Origin of the sequence: Streptomyces sp. NPDC087300 (assembly GCF_044744425.1) — a bacterium.
In the GTDB taxonomy this organism is placed as follows: domain Bacteria; phylum Actinomycetota; class Actinomycetes; order Streptomycetales; family Streptomycetaceae; genus Streptomyces.
Window position 1 is genome coordinate 890,835 of sequence record NZ_JBIUYI010000001.1, and the last position, 21,200, is coordinate 912,034.

The window sequence follows — 21,200 nt, forward strand, 5'->3', positions numbered from 1 at the left end:
CCGCATACTAAGCGGTCGCTTGCCCTGGGGGAATGCCCTCGGGAGAATGCCCCCAGGGGGGAACCGTCAGTCCCCCTTCTCCTTGCGGGTGGGCCGCGCCCGTACGTGCATCCGCTCCCCCTGCGGCCCGAACAGGCTGATGAACTCCGCCCCTCCCTCACCCGTCGCCCCGAACCAGTGGGGCACGCGCGTGTCGAACTCCGCCGCCTCACCGGGCCCGAGGACCACGTCGTGGTCGCCGAGGATCAGCCGCAGCTTCCCGGAGAGGACATACAGCCACTCGTACCCCTCGTGCGTCCGGGGATCCGGCGCGGGCGTCGTCCGCGGGGGCTCGACCACCTTGTACGCCTGGAGGCCGCCGGGCTGCCGGGTCAGCGGCAGCATCGTGCGCCCATGCCGGACGATCGGCTTGGCCCGCACGCGCGGGTCGCCGACCGGTGGCGCGCCGACCAGCTCGTCCAGGGGGACCTGATGGGCGCGGGCGATGGGAAGCAGCAGTTCGAGGCTGGGCTTGCGGTGGCCCGATTCGAGCCGGGAGAGCGTGCTCACCGAGATGCCGGTGGCCGTGGAGAGCGCGGCCAGAGTGGCGCCGCGCTCCTTGCGGATGCGGCGCAGCCGCGGGCCGACCTCGGTGAGGACCTGGTCCATCTCCTCGGGCGCCTCGGCCGCTCCCGCCCCCTCCGGCTCCGCCGCCTCCTCGTGGTCCTTCGGTTCCTCGCGCGCTTTTCTCATGCCGTCATCATGACGCAGTTCTTGCGGTATCGGCAATGCCGCTTGTCGATTTCGCAGTATCGGGCCGATGGTGTCCGTGGAGGTGGTCACCATGACCGGAAAGAACAGCAGCCAGGACAGGGCAGCCGACGCGCGGTACCCGTACGAGGTCGTCGTCGTAGGAGGCGGCGCGGCGGGCCTGAGCGCGGCCCTCGTGCTCGGCCGGTCGCGGCGCCGGGTCCTCGTCGTCGACGCGGGCGAGCCGCGCAACGCGCCCGCCGCGCACATGCAGGGCTACCTCTCGCGGGACGGCATGCCGCCCGCGGAGTTCCTCGCCGAGGGCCGTGAGGAGCTGGCGAGCTACGGCGTGCGGATCGTGCGGGACCGGGTGACTTCGGTGGCGCGGGACGGCTCGGGCGGATTCACGCTCACCCTCGCGGACGGCGCCCCCGCACAGGCCCGCAGGGTGATCGTCGCCACCGGCCTCGTGGACGAGCTGCCCGAACTGCCGGGGCTCGCGGAGCGCTGGGGCAACGACGTGCTGCACTGCCCGTACTGCCACGGCTGGGAGGTGCGCGACCAAGCGTTCGGCGTGCTCGCTGCGGAGCCCTTCACCAGCCATCAGGCACTGCTCGTCACCCAGTGGTCCAAGGACGTCACCCTCTTCCTGCACACCGTGCGGGAGCTGCCGGACGCCGACTGGGAGCGCCTCGCGGCCGCGGGCGTCTCCGTGGTGGAGGGCGAGGTCGCGGGCCTGGAGGTCGAGGACGACCGGCTGACGGGGGTGCGGCTCGCCGACGGACGCGTCTTCCCGCGCTCCACCCTGTTCGTCGCCGCGAAGCCGGTGGCCAGGACCGGCCTCCTCGCGGAACTCGGCGCCGACACCGAGGACACGCCGTTCGGCCCGTACCCCGTGGTCGACGAGATGGGCCGCACCAGCGTCCCCGGCGTCTGGGCGGTCGGCAACGCCGCGAGCGCGATGGAGCAGGTCATCAACGCGGCGAGCATGGGCTACCGGGCCGGCCTGACGATCAACGCGGAGCTCCTGATGGAGGACGTCGACGCGACGGTGGAGCGGCGCAGGGCCGGGGTGTTCACGGCGGAGGCCGAGGCGGCGGTGTCGCGTGCGGTGATGGGCGAGCGGGCGCACGGGCTGCCGGTGTAGGGCTGCGCCGCGTGTGTGGGGCTGCGCCGCGTGCGGACTCGGGGCCCCGCCGAGTCGGGGCCGTGCGGGCCCGCCGTTCGGCGTCGTGCGCCCCAGGAGCCGTACGCCCCTGGAGCTTTGGACCCGTACGCGGTATCGATGCGCACACCAGCGGGCCGGGCTCTCGTGCGGGCCCGCGTGCGACGGAGGGATGCGCGGATGACGGACCACGCGGAGGACGCGGCGGAAACGGGCGCGACAGGGCCGGACGCCACGGGGCCGGGCTCGACGGGGACGGGCGCGACGGGGCCGGCCGCGACGTCGGACGGACCGGGTGCCGACCTGCGCGGGCTGCCCGCCCCTCCCCCGTCCGGCGCGAGCGCGCTGCCGCCCGGCACCTTCGACGGGACGGTCGTCCTGGTCACCGGCGGCGGGACCGGCCTCGGCAAGGCCGTCGCCGCGGAGTTCGCGCGGCTCGGCGCCGACCTGGTGATCGCCAGCCGCAAGGAGGACCGGCTCGCGGCGGCGCGCGACGAACTGGCCTCCCTGGGCGGGCGGGTGACGGCCACCGGGTGCGACATCCGCGATCCGGAGCGCGTCGCCGAGGTCTTCGACGTAACAGGGCGCGCCTACGGCCTCCCCGACGTCCTGGTGAACAACGCGGCCGCCAACTTCCCCGTCCCCTCCGAGGACATGTCCCCCAACGCCTGGCGCTCGGTGGTGGACGCCACGCTCAACGGCACGTTCTACATGACGCGGGAGTTCGGCCGCCGCCATCTGGCCGCGCGCACCCCCGGCTCGGTCATCAACGTCGGCGCGTCGTACGCCTGGACGGGCGGACCCGGCTTCGCGCACAGCGCCGCGGCCAAGGCGGGCGTGAAGAGCCTGGTCGAGAGCCTCGCGGTGGAGTGGGGCCCCTACGGCATCCAGGTCAACGGACTGGTGCCGGGCCTGATGCCGCACGACGACATGACGGCGGACATCCGCGGCAACCTCGATCGCGCCCACGACAAGGCGGCCCGCCAGCCCGCCCTGCGCGTCGGCCACCCCCGCGAACTCGGCTGGGCCGCCACCTTCCTCGCCTCGCCCTACGCCCGCTTCATCACCGGCCACACCCTGGTCGTCGACGGCGCCAACTGGCAGCGCCGCGCCCTGGTGAGCCCGCCGGTGGTGACGGTCAGGGAGCAGATGGGGCGGGGGCCGTTCACGGGGTGACCAGCACGGGCCCCGCGCCCTACTTCCCCTCGAACGCCGCCGGCCGCCCCGCCCCCTTCGCCCCGTACCCCTCCCGGGAGTCCTCCGACGTCAGCGTGATCGCCGCGTTCATCGCGACCCGGTCGAGGGCGCCCGCCATCCCCGCGTCCGCGTACGCGTCGATGCCGCGCTTGATGCCCTGCACGGCCAGCGGCGCGTTGTCGGCGATCTCGGCGGCCACCGCACGGGCGGTCTTCGTCAACTCGTCGACGGGTACGACCTGTTGGAGCAGCCGTAGGCGCTCCGCGGTCGGCGCGTCGATGCGGCGTCCGGTGAGCGCGAGCAGCTTGGCCCAGCCCGCGCCCGCCTCGCGGGCGATGCGCAGATCGCCGCCCGCGTCCACGGCGACACCGAGCCGGGCCTCCGGCAGGGCGAACACCGCGTCGTCGGCGGCGATCCGCACGTCCGCCATCAGCGCGAGCTCGAAGCCGAAGCCGAGGCAGTACCCCTGCACGGCCGCGACGACCGGCTGCGGCAGTCCGGCGAAGACGCGGAAGCGCTCGTGCACCCAGCGCATCGCCTCGTAGTAGTTGCGGGTGCGCTCGGCACCGGAGCGGCCCGTGATCGCGCCGCCCGGCGCCGTGATGTCGATGCCCGCGCAGAACGCCCGGCCCTCGGCGCGCAGCAGTACCACCCTGATCGAGTCGTCGAAGCGGATCCGGTCCGCGAACAGGCCCAGCTGCCGGGTCGACTCCCAGCTCCACGCGTTGAGCTTGCGCGGGCGGCAGAGCGTGAGGATGCCGATGCCGTCCTCGACGTCGAGGCGCAGCCGCTCCTCGCCGTCCGGGATGTCCGTGCCGATCGTGTCGATCATCGGGCCCCAACTCCTCCACGGCCATACGTTTCTGATGACCCGTCAGAGTAGGGGCGACGGCCTACCGGCTGAAGACCTCGAACGCCACCGCGGGCCGCCCGCCGAACCGGGGCGCCGCCGCCTGGGCGTTCCCCAGCAGGAAGGTCCTGCAGTACTTCTCGGGGTCCTCGTCCGTCAACGCCTCGATGTAGGCGCGGTGTTCGAGCAGGGAGAGCACGGAACGATCGAGGCCCGCGGTGGCGTCCGCCGCATGGGTGGGCGACGCGGAACCGGCCACGGCGACCCACCGCACGCCGTTCCACGGTTCGAGGCCCTGCTCCTCGATCAGCTCGGGGAAGATCCAGCGGTTGCCCGCGTCGGACGCCGCGTCGAGCGTGGCGCGGCCGACCGCCACGTGGTCGGGGGTGTTCCAGGCGACGCCGCCCCAGGTGTCGCGGTGGTTCAGGGTGATGACCAGCTCGGGGCGGTGCCTGCGGATCGCGGCGGCGATGTCGCGGCGCAGCGCCGTGCCGTACTCGATCACGCCGTCCTTGTGGTCGAGGAACTCCACGGTGTCCACGCCGACGACGGCCGCGCTGGCCCGCTGCTCGCGCTCGCGCAGCGGGCCGCAGGTGGCCGGGTCGATCGTGTCGATGCCCGCCTCGCCGCGGCTCGCCAGGAGATAGGCGATCTCACGGCCGCCGTCGGTCCATCCCGCGATCGCGGCCGAGCAGCCGTACTCCAGGTCGTCCGGGTGGGCGACGACGGCAAGGGCCCGCTGCCAGTCCTCGGGCATGGGCGTGAGTTGCGGGGGCGTGGCGGAACTCTGCTGCTCGGTCATGATCCTCAGACTAGCGCCGGGGTCCGACAACGGGCAGGTTCCGATGCGGCTTCCGCCTCACGCCTCGCCGCGGGCCAGTGCGAGCAGCCGGTCGAGCACCCTGGGCCCTTCGGCCCTGAGCCCGTCGTGCTCGAACTCGTCGGTGACCCAGGTGCGCAGGCCCTTGACGGTGCGGGCGGTGGCCAGGGAGTGGTCCCTGTCGACGTACATGTCGTCGTGGTAGACCGCCGCGGCCACGGGCACCTCGTTGGCCGCGAGCCGCTCCGGGTCGTACAGGCGCGGCCAGTCGGTGCGCGCGGCGAGCAGCTCGGCCGTCTCGCGCAGCGGGCGCAGGGCCGGGTCGCTGTCGAACATCCAGCGCTGTACGGCCTCGCCGGTGAACAGCAGCGGCGCGTCGCCCGCGAGGCTCTTCTCCCCGTCGAACTGCGGGAACTCGCCGCGCACCCGCTCCGAGGACCAGTCGGTGGGCCGCTCGCCCTGGCCGTAGATCGCCTCGTGCAGGACGGCGAAGAGCGGGTTCGCCGCGTAGCTGAGGGTCGAGAGGACGTTCTGCTGGAAGGCGTCGGAGAGCGCGGGTCCCGTGGGAGTGCGGACGAAGGCGTCCTCCATGAGGTAGTGCAGCTGGTGGCTGCCCGCGCTCATGCCGAGCAGGATGCCGAGCGACTGGAAGGCGGGGACGGTCAGCCGGTAGCCGCCGGGCAGGACCGGCTCGTGCTCGGCGAGATGCGCGGCGATGGCCCTGGCGCGCTCGACGTCCTGCGGGTAACGGGCGTAGTGCGCGGCGGTCTTGCGTTCCATGCGCGGGTAGGCGGCGCGGTACACGTCGTCCGCGTGGCCTGCGAGCGTGGGCAGACCGCCCGCGATGAGCGCCGTGTCCAGGCCCTCGGGGGCGGCCGAGAGGTAGTGCGTCACGCAGAATCCGCCGAAGCTCTGCCCGAGGACGGTCCAGGGGGCGCCACCGGTCACGGCGGGACGGATCGCCTCGCAGTCGCGCACGATGGAGTCGGCGCGGAAGCGGGCCAGGTAGTCGGCCTGTTCGCGGGAGCCGCCGCGCAGCGGGAGCGTCTGGCGGTTGGCGGGCGTGGAGGCGCCGGTGCCGCGCTGGTCGAGCAGCAGCACCCGGAACTCGGCGAGTGCGCGGCCGAGCCAGGACTCCTTGCCGTTGAAGCGGGTCGCGCCGAAGCCGGGGCCGCCGGTGAGGTAGACCAGCCACGGCAGCTCCGCGCCGCCCGGCGCCGCGGACACCACCTCGCGCGCGTAGACCTCGATCCGCTCCCCCGTCGGGTCGTCGTGGTCCAGCGGCACGCTGAAACGACGGTCGGTGAGGACGACTCCGGGCTGGCGGTACGTGGCGGTCAAAGCGGCTCCTCGGCAACACGGAAGGGGCGACGGCGCGGACGCGGGTCCTTCGCCCCAGTTCAGCACATGCGTCGCGGACGTCCGCCGGGGGGCGTGCGGTCAGCGGCCCGGCAGGCTGGAGCGCCGTACGACGAGTTCCGGGGTGAGCACCACGCGGCGGTGCTCGTGCGTCGCGGGGTCCCCTGACTCGGTCTCCTCCATGAGCAGTTCGGCGGCCATGGCACCCATGGTGACGGCGGGCTGGCGCACGGAGGTGAGCGGCACGACGGCGGCCGCCGCGAACTCGATGTCGTCGTAGCCGACGATCGCCACGTCCTCGGGGACGCTCACCCCCGCCGCGTACATCGCCTGGAGCACGCCGAGCGCGAGCAGGTCGTTGGCGCAGAAGACGGCGGTGGGCCGCTCGGCGAGGCCCAGGATGCGGGCGCCCGCGTCGCGTCCCGCGGCCACGTCGAGCCGCTCGGTGGGCAGCTCCCGCAGCACCGACGCGTCGAGGCCCGCCTCCGCGAGCGCCTGCGACGCCCCCACGCGGCGGTCCTTGACCTGGTTGAGTCCCGGTGGCCCGCTCACGTAGGCGATGCTGCGGTGCCCGGTGTCGACGAGGTGGCGCACGGCGAGTTCCCCGCCCATCACGTCGTCGACGGAGACCGAGCACTCCGTGGTGCCCTCGGCGACGCGGTCGACGAGGACGAACGGGATGCCGTGCCTGCGGAAGGCGTCGATGTTGCGCCCCGTCGCGTCGGCGGGCGTCAGCAGGACGCCGCGCACCCGCTGTTCGGCGAAGAGCGACAGGTAGTCGGCCTCTTCGGCGGGGCTCTGGCCGCTGTTGCAGACCATCACGCAGAGCCCCGCCTCGCGTGCGGCGCGCTCGGCGCCCCGTGCGACGTCCACGAAGAAGGGGTTGCCCATGTCCAGGACGAGCAGCGCCATGATGCGGCTGCGCCCCGCGCGCAGCTGGCGCGCCGACTCGCTGCGGACGTAGCCGAGCCGGTCTATGACCGCCTGCACCTTGTGCCGGGTCCCTTCGGAGACCGTGTCCGGGCGGTTGATCACGTTCGACACGGTGCCGACCGACACGCCCGCGTGCTTCGCCACGTCTTTGATCCCGACCATGCGTTCCCGGCGCTCCATCCCGCTGTTCGGCCGTCACCGGCCGTGAGGACCAGCCTACTTAAGGCTCAGAACCTGTACTTGTCGATGTTCGCCTTGTCGAACACGGTCGGCGCGCCGAGATCGACGACGCCGTCGTCGCCGATGGTGAAGCGGCCGAGGTCGCCCGCCGAGAACGTCTCGCCCTTGCGCCCGGTGATCTGCCCGGAGGAGAGCGCCACGGCGGTGTGCGCGGCGAGCGCGCCGAGCTTGGCCGGGTCCCAGAGCTCAAAGCCCTCCACGGTGCCGTTCTTGACGTACTTGCGCATGTCGTTGGGGGTGCCGAGGCCGGTGAGCCGGACCTTGCCCTTGTACTTGGAGCCGGACAGGTACTGGGCGGCCGCCTTGATCCCGACCGTGGTCGGCGAGATGATCCCGGCCAGCTTCGGGTGCTCCTGGAGGAGGCCCTGGGTCTGCTGGAAGGACTGCTGCGCGTCGTCGTTCCCGTAGGCCGTCTCGACCAGCTTCATGTTCTTGTACTTGGGCTTCTTCAGCTCGTCCTTCATGAAGCCGATCCAGGTGTTCTGGTTGGTCGCGGTCTGCGCGGCGGACAGGATCGCGATCTCGCCCTTGTAGTCGAGCTGTTCGCCGAGGAGCTGCACCTGGGTGCGGCCGAGTGCCTCGGCGCCGGACTGCGAGACGAAGACGTGCCGGCAGGCGGGCTTGGTGTCGGAGTCGTAGGTGACGACCTTGACGCCGTTCTTCATGGCCTGCTTCAGGGCGGTGCACAGGGCGCCCGGGTCCTGCGCGGAGACGGCCATGGCGTCGACCTGCTGCTGGGTGAGCGTGTTGACGTAGCTGACCTGACCGCTGGTGTCGGTGGCGCTGTTGGGGCCCGTCTCCTTGTACGTGGAGCCGAGCTCGTCGAGGGCCTTCTCGCCGCCCTTGTCGGCCACGGTGAAGTAGGGGTTGTTGACCTGCTTGGGCAGGAAGGCGACCGTCAGCCCCTTCTTGGTCTTCGCTCCGGGGTCGGCCTTGGCGCCGGACGTCCGCGCGCTGTCGTCGTCCTTCGCCGAGTCCTTGGTGGTGCCGCCGCAGGCCGTGGCGGCGAGGGCGAGCGTTACGACGGCGGCGAGGACGGCACCGGTCCGGTGGGCGGCCGGGCGTCGGCGGGGTGCTGGTGTGGACATCGTCGGTCCCTTTCAGGGGGTTCGGGAGGGCGGGGTGCGTCGGCGGTGCACGGTCAGGGGCTCGGTGCCGGGCTGCCTCGGGAGGCGCGCGCGGTGAGCAGGCGCCGGGCCACGCGCGGCCCGAGCACGGACACCACGAGCAGCACCCCGGTGACGACGATCTGCGACTGGGCGGAGACGTTGAGCAGACTCATCGCGTTCTGCAGGGCGCCGAGCAGGAACACGCCCGCGACGGCGCCGCCGAGGGTGCCCTTGCCGCCGTCGAAGTCGATGCCGCCGAGCAGCACCGCGGCCACGACGGAGAGTTCGAGCCCGGTGGCGTTGTCGTAGCGGGCGCTCGCGTAGTGCAGTGCCCAGAAGACGCCGGTGAGCGAGGACATCAGGCCGGTCGCGACGAACAGCCACAGCTTGTGCCGCTTGACGCGGATCCCGGCGAAGCGCGCGGCCTCCTCGTTGGCGCCGGTCGCGAAGAGCGAGCGCCCGAAGGGGGTGGCGTGCAGGGCGACGACGGCGAGCGCGAGCAGCACGAGGAAGGGCAGGAACGCGTACGGCAGGAAGGTGTCGCCGACGCGGCCCGCGGCGAAGTCGAGGTACTGGGTGGGGAAGTCGGTGACGGCGTCCGAGCCGAGGACGATCTGGGCGATGCCCCGGTAGGCGGCCATGGTGCCGATGGTGACGGCGAGCGAGGGCAGTCCGAGACGGGTGACCAGGAGGCCGTTGACGAGGCCGCAGACGACGCCGAGCAGCAGACAGAGCGGGATGATCGTCTCGATGGCCAGGCCCGCGTTCCACAGGGCGCCCATGACCGCTCCGGACAGGCCCGCGGTGGAGGCCACCGACAGATCGATCTCTCCGGAGACGACGAGCATCGTCATGGGGAGGGCGATCAGCGCGATGGGCAGGGTGTTGCCGATGAGAAACGACAGGTTGAGGGCGTTCCCGAAGCCGTCGACGAAGCCGAAGGAGAGCAGGAGCAGCACGATGAGGAGGGCGCCGACGACGGTGTCCCAGCGCACGGCGCGGGTGAGCGGTCCTTCAGCCATGGCCGGCACTCCTTCGGTTGGGCGCGGCCCGCTTCTTCAGGGCGTCGGCGACGCGCAGGGCGACGATCCGGTCGACGGCGATGGCGAGGACCAGCAGGACGCCGTTGATGGCGAGCACCCATACGGAGCTGACGCCGAGCGCGGGGAGCACGCTGTTGATGGAGGTCAGCAGGAGCGCGCCGAGCGCGGCTCCGTAGACGCTGCCCGAGCCGCCGGTGAAGGCGACGCCGCCGACGACGACGGCGCTGACGACGGTGAGTTCGTAGCCGTTGCCGGTCGCCGAGTCGACGTTGCCGAATCGGGCGAGGTAGAGGGCGCCCGCGAGTCCGGCGAGGGCTCCGCAGGCGGTGTAGGCGGCGAGGATCCGCCGGCGTACGGGGATGCCCGCGAGCCGGGCGGCCTCGGGGTGGGAGCCGATGGCGTAGAGCTCGCGGCCGCCGCTGAAGTGCCGCAGGTAGTACGCCACCGCGACCAGTACGACGAGGGCGATCATGGCGAGCCAGGGCAGTGCCGAGAGGCCGCCCGAGCCGAAGTCGACGTATCCGCCGGGCAGATCGGACGCGGTGATCTGCCGGGAGCCCACCCAGATCGAGTCGAGCCCGCGGATGATGTAGAGCGTGCCGAGGGTGACGACGAGCGCGGGGACCTGACCGAGGCTGACGAGCGCGCCGTTGAGCAGCCCGCAGCCCACGCCGAGGGCGACGGCGAGCAGCACCGCGACGAGGGAACTGCCGCCGCTCTGAAGGTGGTTGCCCGCGGCGAAGGCGCTGACGCCGAGCGTCGAGCCGACCGAGAGGTCGACGTTGCGGGTGATGACGACCAGGGCCTGTCCGGTGGCGACCAGGACGAGGATGGTCGCGTTCAGGAGCAGGTCCTTGATGCCCTGTTCGGACAGGAACTCGCTGTTGCCCGCCCGGGTGACGGCGATCATCGCCAGGAAGACGAGCAGGATGGCGAGTTCGCGCATCTTGAAGACGCGGTCGACGAGCCGGGTGGCGCCCGCCCCCGCCGGGTCGACGGCCGGTGCGGCTCCGCGCGTGGTGGTGCTCATGCCGCCCTCCCCGTGGCCGCCGCGAGGACGCTCTCCTCGGTGGCGTCGCAGCGCGGGATCTCCGCGGTGAGCCGCCCCTCGTGCATGACGAGGACCCGGTCGGCCATGCCGAGGATCTCCGGCAGGTCGGAGGAGATCATGAGGACCGCGACGCCGTCGGCGGCGAGGCCGGAGAGCAGCCGGTGGACCTCGGCCTTGGTGCCGACGTCGATCCCGCGCGTCGGCTCGTCCACGATCAGCACGCGGGGGTCGGTAGCCAGCCACTTGGCGAGCACGACCTTCTGCTGGTTGCCGCCGGAGAGGGTGCCGACGGCGTCGGCGATCCGCGCGTACTTCACCTGGAGCCGGACCGCCCAGTCCCGCGCGCGGCTGCGTTCGGCGCGGCGGTCCACGAGGCCCGCGCGGACCGTGGTGCGCAGTCCGGTGAGGCCGATGTTGCGCTCGATCGACATGTCCATCACCAGGCCCTGGGCGCGCCGGTCCTCGGGGACCAGCGCGAGGCCCGCCGCCATGGCGACGCTCGGCGCGCCGTTGGTCAGGGCCCTGCCCTGGACCTCGACGGTGCCGGCGTCCCAGCGGTCGACGCCGAAGACGGCGCGGGCGACCTCGCTGCGTCCCGCGCCGACCAGTCCCGCGAGTCCGACGATCTCGCCGTGCCTGACGTCGAACGACACGTCGGTGAAGACCCCTTCGCGGGTCAGCCTGCGCACGCTGAGCGCGATGGCGCCGGCCTCGGTGGCCTGCTTGGGGTAGAGCTCGTCGAGGTCGCGGCCGACCATGCGGCGCACCAGGGCGTCCTCGGTGAGGCCGGCGACGGGCTCGCTCGCGATCAGGCCGCCGTCGCGCAACGTGGTGACGCGCGTGCAGAGTTCGAAGATCTCCTCCAGGCGGTGGGAGATGAAGAGGATCGCCGAGCCCTGTTCGCGCAGCGTGCGTACGACGCCGAAGAGGCGGGCCACTTCGCTGCCGGTCAGCGCCGCGGTCGGCTCGTCCATGATCAGGACGCGGGCGTCGAAGGAGAGCGCCTTGGCGATCTCGACGAGCTGCTGGTCGGCGATGGACAGACCGCGTGCGGGCCGCTCGGGGTCGAGGTCGACGCCGAGCCGTGCGAACAGCGCCCGCGCTGCCGAGTCGACGGCCTTGTGGTCGACGCGGCCGAGCGAGCGGCGCGGCTGGCGTCCCATGAAGATGTTCTCGGCGACGGACAGGTCGGGAAAGAGCGTCGGCTCCTGGTAGATGACGGCGACTCCGGCGTCGCGGGCGTCGGCGGGGCCGTGGAAGACGACCGGTTCGCCGTCGAGCGTGAGCACTCCGGTGTCGGGCCTGTGCACCCCGGCGAGGGTCTTGATGAGGGTGGACTTCCCCGCGCCGTTCTCACCGGCGAGGGCGTGCGCCTCGCCGGCGTGGAGTTCCAGGGAGACGTCCCGGAGTGCGCGCACCGCGCCGAAGGACTTGCTCAGACCCCGCACGGCAAGGACAGGGGGCTCTCTCATGGGCAGCACCGATCGGTGAAGGGGGCACGGACGGGGGATCACGGGCGACGCGCCGCACACCGGGGCCGCACTCATGAAAGGTTTCAATCAAGTGCCACGGAAGCTAGGCGTGCGCCAACTGGCCCGTCAATAGGGTGGGATGGAAAACCTGCCGGTTCCGCAGAATCCACCGGGAGAAGGCCGATATCCCTTGACAGGTGCGAGCCCTCTCCCTAGCTTCGCCTCTCGTGAAACGATTCATTGCCGAGTCGTTACGGAGTGAAGTAGTGATCAGCAGAAGACGACTGCTCAGCACCACCGCCACGGCCGCGCTCGGAACGGCCGTCGCGGGCACCACGTCCCCCGCCACCGCGTCGGCCGCCGCACCGGCCGCCGCGGGCAGCCCCGAGTCCCTGCGCGTCACCGCGCCCACCGTCGAGTACGTGAGCCATCCCCTCGGCCTCGACACCCCACGCCCCAGGCTGAGTTGGCCCCTGGCATCCGACACGCCGGGGCGGTCCCAGAGCGCGTATCAGATCCGTGTCGCCACCGACCCCGGCCGCCTGGGCAAGCCCGACGTCTGGGACAGCGGCAAGGTCGCGTCCGCCGACTCGTCCCTGGTGCCGTACGGCGGCCCCGCCCTCAAGTCCCGTACGCGCTACCACTGGTCGGTGCGCGTCTGGGACGCCGAGGACGAGGCATCCGCCTGGAGCGAGCCCGGCTGGTGGGAGACCGGGCTCACCGCGGCGGCCGACTGGTCGGCGCGCTGGGTCGAACCGCCCGCCGCCCTCGTCGACGCCCCGGGCCTCGACGAGGCCTCCTGGATCTGGTTCGCCGAGGGCGACCCGGCGAGCGGCGCACCCGCGGGCACCCGCTGGTTCCGTGGCCGCTGCGACGTCCCGCGGGGCCTGACCCGGGCGCGCCTGGTGCTGACCGCCGACGACGGCTTCACCGCGTACGTCAACGGCGCACAGGTCGCCCACACGGACGCGGAGGGCACCGCCGACAACTGGCGCCGCCCGGTCCTCGTCGACGTCACCGCACAACTGCGCACCGGCGCCGCGGTCATCGCCGTGGCCGCCACCAACGCCTCGCAGAGCCCGGCGGGGCTGCTCGGCCTCCTGGAGCTGACGACCGCCGACGGGGTGCGCACCGTCTCCACCGACGCCTCCTGGAAGTCCGTCGACAAGGAGCCGTCGGGCGACTGGCGGTCCACCGGCTACGACGACGGGTCCTGGCCCGCGGCCAAGGCCGTCGCCGCCTGGGGCGCGGGCCCCTGGGGCAAGGTCGTGCCGAGCCACTCCCCCGCGGCCCAACTGCGCCACGCGTTCCGCCTCAAGGGCAGGAAGGTCGCGCGGGCCAGGCTGTACGCGACGGCCCTCGGCCTGTACGAGGCGCACCTCAACGGCGAGCGCGTCGGCGACGACCGCCTCGCGCCCGGCTGGACCGACTACCGCAAGCGCGTCCAGTACCGGACGTACGACGTGACGGACCTGGTCACCTCCGGCACCAACGCACTCGGCGTGACGCTCGCCGCCGGGTGGTACGCGGGCAACATCGGCTGGTTCGGGCCCCATCAGTACGGTGAACGCCCGGCGTTCCTGGGCCAGTTGGAGATCACGTACACCGACGGGACGACCGAGCGCGTCCTGTCGGGACCGGGCTGGCGCGCGGCCACCGGGCCCGTGCTCGGCGCGGATCTGATGTCGGGCGAGGAGTACGACGCCCGCCGGGAGACCGCGGGCTGGACCGAGGCCGGGTTCGACGACTCCGGCTGGGTCCCCGCGGCCGCCGTGGAGAAGGTGAGCGCCACGCTGGTGGCCGCCGTCGACGGCGCCACGCGCGTCGAACGCACCCTCGCCGCACGGAAGATGACCGAGCCGAAGCCCGGCGTGTTCGTCTACGACCTCGGCCAGAACATGGTCGGCGCGGTCCGGCTGACCGTGTCGGGGAAGGCGGGCACGACCGTGCGGCTGCGGCACGCCGAGGTGCTCAACCCCGACGGCACGCTCTACACCGCCAACCTGCGCACGGCCCGCGCCACCGACACCTACACCCTGAAGGGCGGCGGCAAGGAGACCTACGAACCGCGCTTCACCTTCCACGGGTTCCGCTACGTCGAGGTCACCGGCTACCCGGGCAGGCCCCCGCTGGACGCGGTCGCGGGCCGGGTCGTCCACACGGCGGCGCCGTTCACCATGGACTTCGAGACCGACGTCCCCATGCTCAACCAGCTGCACAGCAACATCACTTGGGGACAGCGCGGCAACTTCGTCTCCGTGCCGACCGACACGCCCGCGCGCGACGAACGGCTCGGCTGGACCGGCGACATCAACGTCTTCGCGCCCACCGCCGCCTACACCATGGAGTCGGCGCGGTTCCTCACCAAGTGGCTCGACGACCTGCGGGACGCGCAGTCCGCCGACGGCGCGTTCACCGACGTCGCGCCGTACCTGGACGCCGTCGGCAAGGGCGTCGCGGGCTGGGGCGACGCGGGCGTCACCGTGCCGTGGGCGCTCTACCAGGCGTACGGCGACACGCGCGTCCTGGAACAGGCGTGGGACTCGATGCGCAAGTGGCTGGCGTACCTGGAGAAGCACAGCAGCGGTTTCCTGCGGCCCGCCGAGGGCTACGGGGACTGGCTCAACATCCAGGACGAGACACCCAAGGACGTCATCGGCACGGCCTACTTCGCCCACAGCGCCGACCTCGTCGCCAGGTCCGCCGAGGCGCTCGGCAAGGATCCCGGGCCCTACCGGACGCTGTTCACGAGCGTCCGTGACGCCTTCCGCGCCGCGTACGTCACCTCCGGCGGGCGCGTGAAGGGCGACACCCAGACCGCCTACGTGCTGGCCCTCTCCATGGACCTGCTCGCCGACGCCGACCGGGGGCCCGCAGCGGACCGCCTCGTCGACCTCATCAGGTCCAAGGACTGGCACCTGTCCACCGGCTTCCTCGGCACGCCGCGACTGCTCCCCGTGCTCACCGACACCGGCCACACCGATGTCGCCCACCGGCTGCTCGCCCGGCGGACCTTCCCCGGCTGGGGCTACCAGATCGACCGGGGCGCCACCACGATGTGGGAGCGCTGGGACTCCATCAGGCCGGACGGCAGCTTCCAGGACGCCGGCATGAACTCCTTCAACCACTACGCGTACGGCTCCGTGGGCGAGTGGATGTACGCGAACATCGCGGGCATCGCACCGGCCGCACCCGGCTTCCGGAAGGTGCGGGTACGGCCACGCCCCGGCGGCGGCGTCACCCGGGCCGAAGCCCGCTTCGACTCGGTGCGCGGGCCGATCAGCACCCGCTGGCGGACGGGCGACGACGGATTCCGTCTCACCCTCACGCTGCCCGCCCACACCACCGCCGAGGTGTGGATACCGGCCGACGAGGCGGCCGACGTCTCCCACGGCAGCGCGGAGTTCCTGCGGATGGACGACGGCTGCGCCGTGTTCGCCGTGGCCTCCGGAACCCACCGTTTCGCCAACTGACCCACCTCGACCGACCACCCGGAAGGGCTGCGCGATGACCGCCGGAACCAGCAAGGACGCCGTGAAAGCGGCACTCACCACCCAGACCCTGGAGACACCGTCCTGGGCGTACGGCAACTCCGGCACGCGCTTCAAGGTCTTCGCGCAGCCAGGCGTCCCCCGCACGACACGCGAGAAGGTGGACGACGCCGCACGCGTGCACGCTCACACGGGCGTGGCGCCCGCCGTCGCCCTGCACATCCCCTGGGACCGCGTCGACGACTACGGAGCGCTCGCCGGCTACGCGGCGGAACGCGGTCTGCGGCTGGGAGCGGTGAACTCCAACGTCTTCCAGGACGACGACTACAAGCTGGGCTCCGTCACCAACCCGGACCCCGCGGTCCGCCGCAAGGCGGTGGCGCACCTCCTGGAGTGCGTCGACATCATGGACGAGACCGGCTCCAGAGACCTCAAGCTGTGGTTCTCCGACGGCACCAACTACCCCGGGCAGGACGATCTGCGCGCCCGCCAGGACCGGCTGGCCGAGGCGCTGCGCACGGTCCACGACCGGCTCGGCGACCACCAGCGGATGCTCCTGGAGTACAAGCTCTTCGAACCGGCCTTCTACGCCACCGACGTCCCCGACTGGGGCACCGCGTACGCGCACTGTCTGGCGCTCGGCCCCAAGGCGAAGGTCGTCGTCGACACAGGCCACCACGCGCCCGGCACGAACATCGAGTTCATCGTGGCGACGCTGCTGCGCGAGGGCAGGCTCGGCGGCTTCGACTTCAACTCCCGCTTCTACGCCGACGACGACCTGATGGCCGGCGCCGCCGACCCCTTCCAGCTCTTCCGGATCATGTACGAGGTGGTGCGCGGCGGCGGCTTCACGGCGGACGTCGCCTTCATGCTCGACCAGTGCCACAACATCGAGGCGAAGATCCCCGCGATCATCCGCTCGGTCCTGAACGTGCAGGAGGCCACCGCGAAGGCACTGCTCGTGGACGCGGACGCGCTGGCCGGCGCGCAGCGCACCGGCGACGTGCTCGCGGCGAACGAGGTGCTGATGGACGCGTACAGCACCGACGTCCGTCCCCTACTGGCCGAAGTCAGGGCGGATATGGGGGTGGACCCGGATCCCATGGGGGCCTATCGGCGGTCAGGATGGCAGGAGTCGATCGTCAAGGAGCGCGTCGGCGGCGAGCAGGCCGGGTGGGGGGCATGAGCGAGATGGAGCAGCGGGACCACGAGGGGCGACAGCGGGATCGGCGGGGACCGCACCCGTGCGTGGGTGAACTCCTCGCCCGCGCCCACGCGCTGGGCGCCGACCCGCGCAACACCAACTACGCGGGGGGCAACGCGTCGGTGAAGGGCACCGCCGTCGACCCCGTGACCGGCGCCGACGTCGACCTCATGTGGGTCAAGGGCTCCGGCGGCGACCTCGGCACGCTCACGGAGCCCGGCCTCGCCGTGCTGCGCCTCGACCGGCTGCGCGCGCTGACCGGGGTGTACGGGGGCGTGGCGCGCGAGGACGAGATGGTCGGGGCCTTCGACTACTGCCTGCACGGCAAGGGCGGCGCGGCACCGTCCATCGACACCGCGATGCACGGTCTGGTCGACGCGGCGCACGTGGACCACCTCCACCCCGACTCGGGCATCGCGCTGGCCTGCGCGGCCGACGGCGAGAAGCTGACCGCCGAGTGCTTCGGCGACACGGTGGTCTGGGTGCCCTGGCGCCGCCCCGGCTTCCAGCTCGGCCTGGACATCGCGGCGGTGCAGGCCGCGCACCCCCGGGCCATCGGCTGTGTCCTCGGCGGCCACGGCATCACCGCGTGGGGCGACACGAGCCAGGAGTGCGAGGCCAACTCCCTGCACATGATCCGTGCGGCGGAGCGGTTCATCGCCGAGCGGGGCGGTCCCGAGCCCTTCGGCCCGGAGCTCGACGGGTACGGGGCGCTCGCCACTGCGGAGCGCCGCGCCCGCGCCGCGGCACTGGCCCCCGTGATCCGCGGCCTGGCCTCCCAGGACCACGCGCAGGTGGGCCACTTCGACGACTCGGCGCCCGTCCTGGACTTCCTCTCCCGCGCCGCGCACCCCCGCCTCGCCGCCCTCGGCACGTCCTGCCCCGACCACTTCCTCCGTACGAAGGTCAGGCCCCTGGTCCTCGACCTGCCGCCGACGGCGCCGCTGGCCGACGCCGTCGCCCGGCTGCGTGAGCTGCACGCCGCCTACCGCGCGGAGTACGCGGCGTACTACGCCCGGCACGCGGAGCCCGGCTCCCCCGCGATGCGCGGCGCCGACCCGGCGATCGTGCTGGTCCCCGGCGTGGGCATGTTCAGTTTCGGCAAGGACAAGCAGACCGCGCGCGTGGCGGGCGAGTTCTACGTCAACGCGATCCAGGTCATGCGGGGCGCCGAGGCCGTCTCGTCGTACGCGCCGATCGAGGAGTTGGAGAAGTTCCGCATCGAGTACTGGGACCTGGAGGAGGCCAAGCTGCGGCGGCTGCCCGCACCGAAGCCGCTCGCCACCCGGGTCGCCCTGGTGACCGGCGCGGGCAGCGGCATCGGCAGGGCGATCGCGCACCGGCTCGTCGCCGAGGGCGCCTGCGTGGTCGTCGCGGACCGCGACACGGCGAACGCGGCGGCCGTCGCCGAGGAACTGGGCGGCCCCGACCGGGCGGTGGCGGTCACGGTCGACGTGACGAGCGAGGCGCAGATCTTCGCGGCGTTCGAGGCGGCGGCGCTCGCCTTCGGCGGCGTCGACCTGGTCGTTAACAACGCCGGGATCTCCCTGTCCAAGCCGCTCCTGGAGACCACGGCACAGGACTGGGACGTCCAGCACTCCGTCATGGCACGCGGTTCCTTCCTGGTCTCCCGCGAGGCCGCCCGCATGCTGACGGCGCAGGGCCTGGGCGGCGACATCGTCTACATCGCCTCCAAGAACGCGGTGTTCGCGGGCCCGAACAACATCGCCTACTCCGCGACCAAGGCCAACCAGGCCCACCAGGTGCGCCTCCTCGCCGCCGAACTGGGCGAGCACGGCATCCGCGTCAACGGAGTGAACCCCGACGGGGTGGTGCGCGGCTCTGGCATCTTCGCGGGCGGCTGGGGCGCGCAGCGGGCCGCGGTGTACGGGGTGCCGGAGGAGGAACTCGGCGAGTTCTACGCCCGCAGGACGCTCCTCAAGCGGGAGGTACTCCCCGAACACGTGGCGAACGCGGTGTTCGCCCTGACGGGCGGCGACCTGTCCCACACGACGGGGTTGCACATACCGGTGGATGCGGGGGTGGCGGGGGCGTTTCTGCGGTGAGGTGGCCGCGGTCGCACCGCCGCGCGGCACGCGGCCGCAGCACCAGGGCGCCGAGGACCCCGTACCCAACCACCCGCATACGCACGCACCCACGCATCAACCCGTCCCACCCCTCCCCCAGGAGAGCCATGCCCCTCAACCCCGCCCCCCGCTTCGCCGCCGTCGACCTGGGCGCGTCCAGTGGGCGCGTCATGGTGGGGCGGGTCGGGCCGGGGCGGCTCGTCATGGAGGAGGTTCGACGGTTCGCCAACACTCCCGTGCGGACGGGCTCCACGCTGCGCTGGGACATTCTCGCGCTCTACGCGGGCGTGCTCTCCGGGCTGCGGGCCGCCGGGCCCGTCGCGTCGGTCGGCATCGACAGCTGGGCGGTCGACTACGGCCTTCTCGACGCCGACGGTGACCTGCTCGGCAACCCCGTGCACTACCGCGACGGCCGGACCGAAGGGGTCGCCGAGAAGGTGCGGGCGAGCGTCCCCGCCGCCGAGCTGTACCGGGCGACGGGACTTCAGCACGCCCCGTTCAACACCCTGTACCAACTCATGGCCGCGCGCGGGACCGCTCAATTCAGCGCGGCGCGGACCGCGTTGCTCATCCCCGACCTGATCGCGTACTGGCTGACCGGGCAGGCGGGCACCGAGCTCACCAACGCGTCGACCACCCAGCTCATCGACCCGGGCACGCGCGACTGGTCGTACGAGACGGCAGGGCGGCTCGGCATCGACCTCGGCCTGTTCCCGCCGCTGCGCCGCCCCGGCGCCCCCGCGGGGGAACTACTGCCGCACGTCCTGGCCGAGACGGGGCTCGCGGGCCCCGTGCCGGTGACGGCGGTCGCCTCGCACGACACCGCGTCGGCCGTCGCCGCCGTCCCGGCCAGCGGCAGCGACTTCGCGTACATCTGCACCGGCACCTGGTCGCTCGCCGGGCTCGAACTCGACGCCCCCGTGCGTACGGAGGAGAGCCGCGAGGCCAACTTCACCAACGAACTCGGCGTCGACGGCACCGTCCGTCATCTGCGCAACATCATGGGCCTCTGGCTTCTCCAGGAGTGCCTGCGCGACTGGGGCGACCCCGATCTGGCCGCGCTGCTCGCCGCGGCGGCCGACGTGGCGCCGCTGCGCTCCGTCGTGGACGCGGGCGATCCCGCCTTCCTCGCGCCGGGCCGGATGCCGGACCGCATAGCGGCGGCCTGCCGCGCCACCGGTCAGCCCGTCCCCGGCACGCCCGCCGAGACGACCCGCTGTGTCCTGGACTCCCTGGCGCTCGCTCACCGTAAGGCAATCCTGGACGCCCGTCGGCTGACCGGACAGCCGGTCGGCGTCGTCCATCTGGTCGGCGGCGGCGCACGCAACACACTGCTGTGCCAACTGACCGCGGACGCCTGCGGACTGCCCCTGCTGGCCGGTCCCGCCGAGGCCGCCGCGGTGGGCAACGTCCTGGTGCAGGCGCGGGCGCACGGTGTCGTGGCCGACGGCGCCGAGGCACGGGCGCTGGTGGCCCGCGCCATCCCGCCGACGCGCTACGAACCACGGGGCGACACCACCGCCTGGCGGACCGCGCAGGAACGGCTCGATGCGAGATGAGGACGAGGCGAGCGCGGAGCGAGCGCGAAGCGAGTGCGAGGCGCGCATCGGTGGCCGTGGGCGACTCCCGTAACGCCACGCGCCCGCGTACCCTGCACCCATCCGATGATCGACGAGGAGGAACCCGCGATGCGTGTCGCCCTGTTCCTGACCTGTGTCAACGACACGCTCTATCCGGACACGGGCCGCGCGGTGGTGAAACTGCTGACCAGGCTGGGAGTTGAGGTCGACTTCCCGATGGCGCAGACCTGCTGCGGGCAAGCCCACTACAACACGGGCTATCGCCATCAGGCGGAACCAATGGCGCGTCATTTCTCCGATGTATTCGGTTCGGACACGTACGACGCGATCGTGACGCCGTCCGGGTCCTGCGGGGCGATGGTGCGCGAGCTGTATCCCCGCATGGGTGAGCGGGCCCGCGCGGAGGGCCGCGGCGACGGCCTGGCCCGCACCCTGGCGCCGGTGGTGCCCAGGACGTACGAACTCACCGAATTCCTGGTGGACGTCCTGGGGGTGACGGACGTCGGCGCGTACTACCCGCACAAGGTCACCTACCACCCGACCTGCCACGGCCTGCGTTCCCTCGGTCTCGGCGAGCGGCCCGCGCGGCTCCTCCGGGCGGTCGCGGGACTCGAACTCGTCGAGCTGCCGGGCGCCGAGGAGTGCTGCGGCTTCGGCGGCACGTTCGCCGTGAAGAACTCCGATGTCTCGGCGGCGATGGGCGCGGACAAGGTGCGCAACGCGGAGTCCACGGGCGCCGACGTCCTGTGCGCCGCCGACAACTCCTGTCTGATGCACATCGGCGGCACGGCGGCCCGGCTGCGCACGGCGGTGCGGCCCGTCCACATCGCGGAGATCCTGGCCAGCACGGAAGAGGAGCCCCTGTCATGA

At 72.6% G+C, this 21,200-nt stretch carries 16 protein-coding genes; 7 read left to right on the top strand and 9 right to left on the bottom strand.

What is annotated here, in order from left to right:
* Positions 1-66: 66 nt before the first annotated feature.
* Positions 67-732: a helix-turn-helix domain-containing protein gene (locus ACIO9J_RS03645; protein WP_401991885.1), complete on the bottom strand. Its 666-nt coding sequence runs from the start codon at positions 730-732 to the stop codon at positions 67-69.
* Between the two features lie 91 nt (positions 733-823).
* Between ACIO9J_RS03645 and ACIO9J_RS03650 the strand changes: the two genes are divergently transcribed.
* Positions 824-1,876, top strand: a complete 1,053-nt coding sequence (locus ACIO9J_RS03650) for an NAD(P)/FAD-dependent oxidoreductase (RefSeq protein ID WP_401991888.1) — start codon at positions 824-826, stop codon at positions 1,874-1,876.
* Positions 1,877-2,074: 198 nt separating this feature from the next.
* Positions 2,075-3,070, top strand: a complete 996-nt coding sequence (locus ACIO9J_RS03655; RefSeq protein WP_401991891.1) for an SDR family oxidoreductase — start codon at positions 2,075-2,077, stop codon at positions 3,068-3,070.
* 19 nt (positions 3,071-3,089) lie between these two features.
* Here ACIO9J_RS03655 and ACIO9J_RS03660 read toward each other — a convergent pair whose 3' ends face one another.
* From ACIO9J_RS03660 to ACIO9J_RS03695, 8 genes are all read right to left on the bottom strand, one after another.
* The gene (locus tag ACIO9J_RS03660) at positions 3,090-3,923 is read right to left on the bottom strand and encodes an enoyl-CoA hydratase/isomerase family protein (protein WP_401991894.1); all 834 of its coding nucleotides are present in this window, start codon (positions 3,921-3,923) and stop codon (positions 3,090-3,092) included.
* Between the two features lie 61 nt (positions 3,924-3,984).
* On the bottom strand, positions 3,985-4,743 hold the full coding sequence (locus tag ACIO9J_RS03665) for a PIG-L deacetylase family protein (RefSeq protein ID WP_401991897.1): 759 nt from the start codon (positions 4,741-4,743) through the stop codon (positions 3,985-3,987).
* 57 nt (positions 4,744-4,800) lie between these two features.
* Positions 4,801-6,102, bottom strand: a complete 1,302-nt coding sequence (locus tag ACIO9J_RS03670) for an alpha/beta fold hydrolase (protein ID WP_401991900.1) — start codon at positions 6,100-6,102, stop codon at positions 4,801-4,803.
* Between the two features lie 99 nt (positions 6,103-6,201).
* Positions 6,202-7,215 carry a LacI family DNA-binding transcriptional regulator gene (locus ACIO9J_RS03675; protein WP_401991903.1) on the bottom strand — a complete coding sequence of 338 codons (1,014 nt, stop codon included), beginning with the start codon at positions 7,213-7,215 and terminating at the stop codon, positions 6,202-6,204.
* A gap of 65 nt (positions 7,216-7,280) precedes the next feature.
* Positions 7,281-8,381: a rhamnose ABC transporter substrate-binding protein gene (gene rhaS, locus ACIO9J_RS03680; protein WP_401991906.1), complete on the bottom strand. Its 1,101-nt coding sequence runs from the start codon at positions 8,379-8,381 to the stop codon at positions 7,281-7,283.
* A 53-nt stretch (positions 8,382-8,434) separates the two neighbouring features.
* Complete coding sequence (locus ACIO9J_RS03685; RefSeq protein ID WP_401991909.1) at positions 8,435-9,424, bottom strand: ABC transporter permease; 990 nt, start codon at positions 9,422-9,424, stop codon at positions 8,435-8,437.
* Positions 9,417-10,475, bottom strand: a complete 1,059-nt coding sequence (locus ACIO9J_RS03690) for an ABC transporter permease (RefSeq protein ID WP_401991912.1) — start codon at positions 10,473-10,475, stop codon at positions 9,417-9,419. The genes ACIO9J_RS03685 and ACIO9J_RS03690 overlap by 8 nt, the downstream gene beginning before the upstream one ends.
* Positions 10,472-11,968 (bottom strand): sugar ABC transporter ATP-binding protein, encoded by a 1,497-nt coding sequence (locus ACIO9J_RS03695; RefSeq protein WP_401991915.1) that lies wholly within the window; start codon positions 11,966-11,968, stop codon positions 10,472-10,474. Before ACIO9J_RS03695 ends, ACIO9J_RS03690 begins: the two co-directional genes overlap by 4 nt.
* Before the next feature lie 266 nt (positions 11,969-12,234).
* Here ACIO9J_RS03695 and ACIO9J_RS03700 point away from each other — a divergent pair, with 266 nt between their 5' ends.
* The 5 genes from ACIO9J_RS03700 (at position 12,235) to ACIO9J_RS03720 (ending at position 21,200) form a co-directional block, all read left to right on the top strand.
* Positions 12,235-15,441, top strand: a complete 3,207-nt coding sequence (locus ACIO9J_RS03700; protein ID WP_401991917.1) for an alpha-L-rhamnosidase — start codon at positions 12,235-12,237, stop codon at positions 15,439-15,441.
* A gap of 34 nt (positions 15,442-15,475) precedes the next feature.
* On the top strand, positions 15,476-16,645 hold the full coding sequence (gene rhaI, locus ACIO9J_RS03705; RefSeq protein WP_401991920.1) for an L-rhamnose isomerase: 1,170 nt from the start codon (positions 15,476-15,478) through the stop codon (positions 16,643-16,645).
* A 5-nt stretch (positions 16,646-16,650) separates the two neighbouring features.
* Positions 16,651-18,729 carry a bifunctional aldolase/short-chain dehydrogenase gene (locus tag ACIO9J_RS03710; RefSeq protein ID WP_401993041.1) on the top strand — a complete coding sequence of 693 codons (2,079 nt, stop codon included), beginning with the start codon at positions 16,651-16,653 and terminating at the stop codon, positions 18,727-18,729.
* A gap of 128 nt (positions 18,730-18,857) precedes the next feature.
* The gene (locus tag ACIO9J_RS03715) at positions 18,858-20,309 is read left to right on the top strand and encodes a rhamnulokinase family protein (RefSeq protein ID WP_401991923.1); all 1,452 of its coding nucleotides are present in this window, start codon (positions 18,858-18,860) and stop codon (positions 20,307-20,309) included.
* Positions 20,310-20,438: 129 nt separating this feature from the next.
* The gene (locus ACIO9J_RS03720; protein ID WP_401991926.1) at positions 20,439-21,200 is read left to right on the top strand and encodes a (Fe-S)-binding protein; all 762 of its coding nucleotides are present in this window, start codon (positions 20,439-20,441) and stop codon (positions 21,198-21,200) included.

Excerpts from the sequence above, each read along its gene's own strand:
- ACIO9J_RS03645 (WP_401991885.1), bottom strand. The coding sequence starts at position 732 with ATGAGAAAAGCGCGCGAGGAACCGAAGGACCACGAGGAGGCGGCGGAG.
- ACIO9J_RS03650 (WP_401991888.1), top strand. The coding sequence starts at position 824 with ATGACCGGAAAGAACAGCAGCCAGGACAGGGCAGCCGACGCGCGGTAC.
- ACIO9J_RS03655 (WP_401991891.1), top strand. The coding sequence starts at position 2,075 with ATGACGGACCACGCGGAGGACGCGGCGGAAACGGGCGCGACAGGGCCG.
- ACIO9J_RS03660 (WP_401991894.1), bottom strand. The coding sequence starts at position 3,923 with ATGATCGACACGATCGGCACGGACATCCCGGACGGCGAGGAGCGGCTG.
- ACIO9J_RS03665 (WP_401991897.1), bottom strand. The coding sequence starts at position 4,743 with ATGACCGAGCAGCAGAGTTCCGCCACGCCCCCGCAACTCACGCCCATG.
- ACIO9J_RS03675 (WP_401991903.1), bottom strand. The coding sequence starts at position 7,215 with ATGGTCGGGATCAAAGACGTGGCGAAGCACGCGGGCGTGTCGGTCGGC.
- rhaS (WP_401991906.1), bottom strand. The coding sequence starts at position 8,381 with ATGTCCACACCAGCACCCCGCCGACGCCCGGCCGCCCACCGGACCGGT.
- ACIO9J_RS03685 (WP_401991909.1), bottom strand. The coding sequence starts at position 9,424 with ATGGCTGAAGGACCGCTCACCCGCGCCGTGCGCTGGGACACCGTCGTC.
- ACIO9J_RS03690 (WP_401991912.1), bottom strand. The coding sequence starts at position 10,475 with ATGAGCACCACCACGCGCGGAGCCGCACCGGCCGTCGACCCGGCGGGG.
- ACIO9J_RS03695 (WP_401991915.1), bottom strand. The coding sequence starts at position 11,968 with ATGAGAGAGCCCCCTGTCCTTGCCGTGCGGGGTCTGAGCAAGTCCTTC.
- rhaI (WP_401991920.1), top strand. The coding sequence starts at position 15,476 with ATGACCGCCGGAACCAGCAAGGACGCCGTGAAAGCGGCACTCACCACC.
- ACIO9J_RS03710 (WP_401993041.1), top strand. The coding sequence starts at position 16,651 with ATGGAGCAGCGGGACCACGAGGGGCGACAGCGGGATCGGCGGGGACCG.
- ACIO9J_RS03715 (WP_401991923.1), top strand. The coding sequence starts at position 18,858 with ATGCCCCTCAACCCCGCCCCCCGCTTCGCCGCCGTCGACCTGGGCGCG.
- ACIO9J_RS03720 (WP_401991926.1), top strand. The coding sequence starts at position 20,439 with ATGCGTGTCGCCCTGTTCCTGACCTGTGTCAACGACACGCTCTATCCG.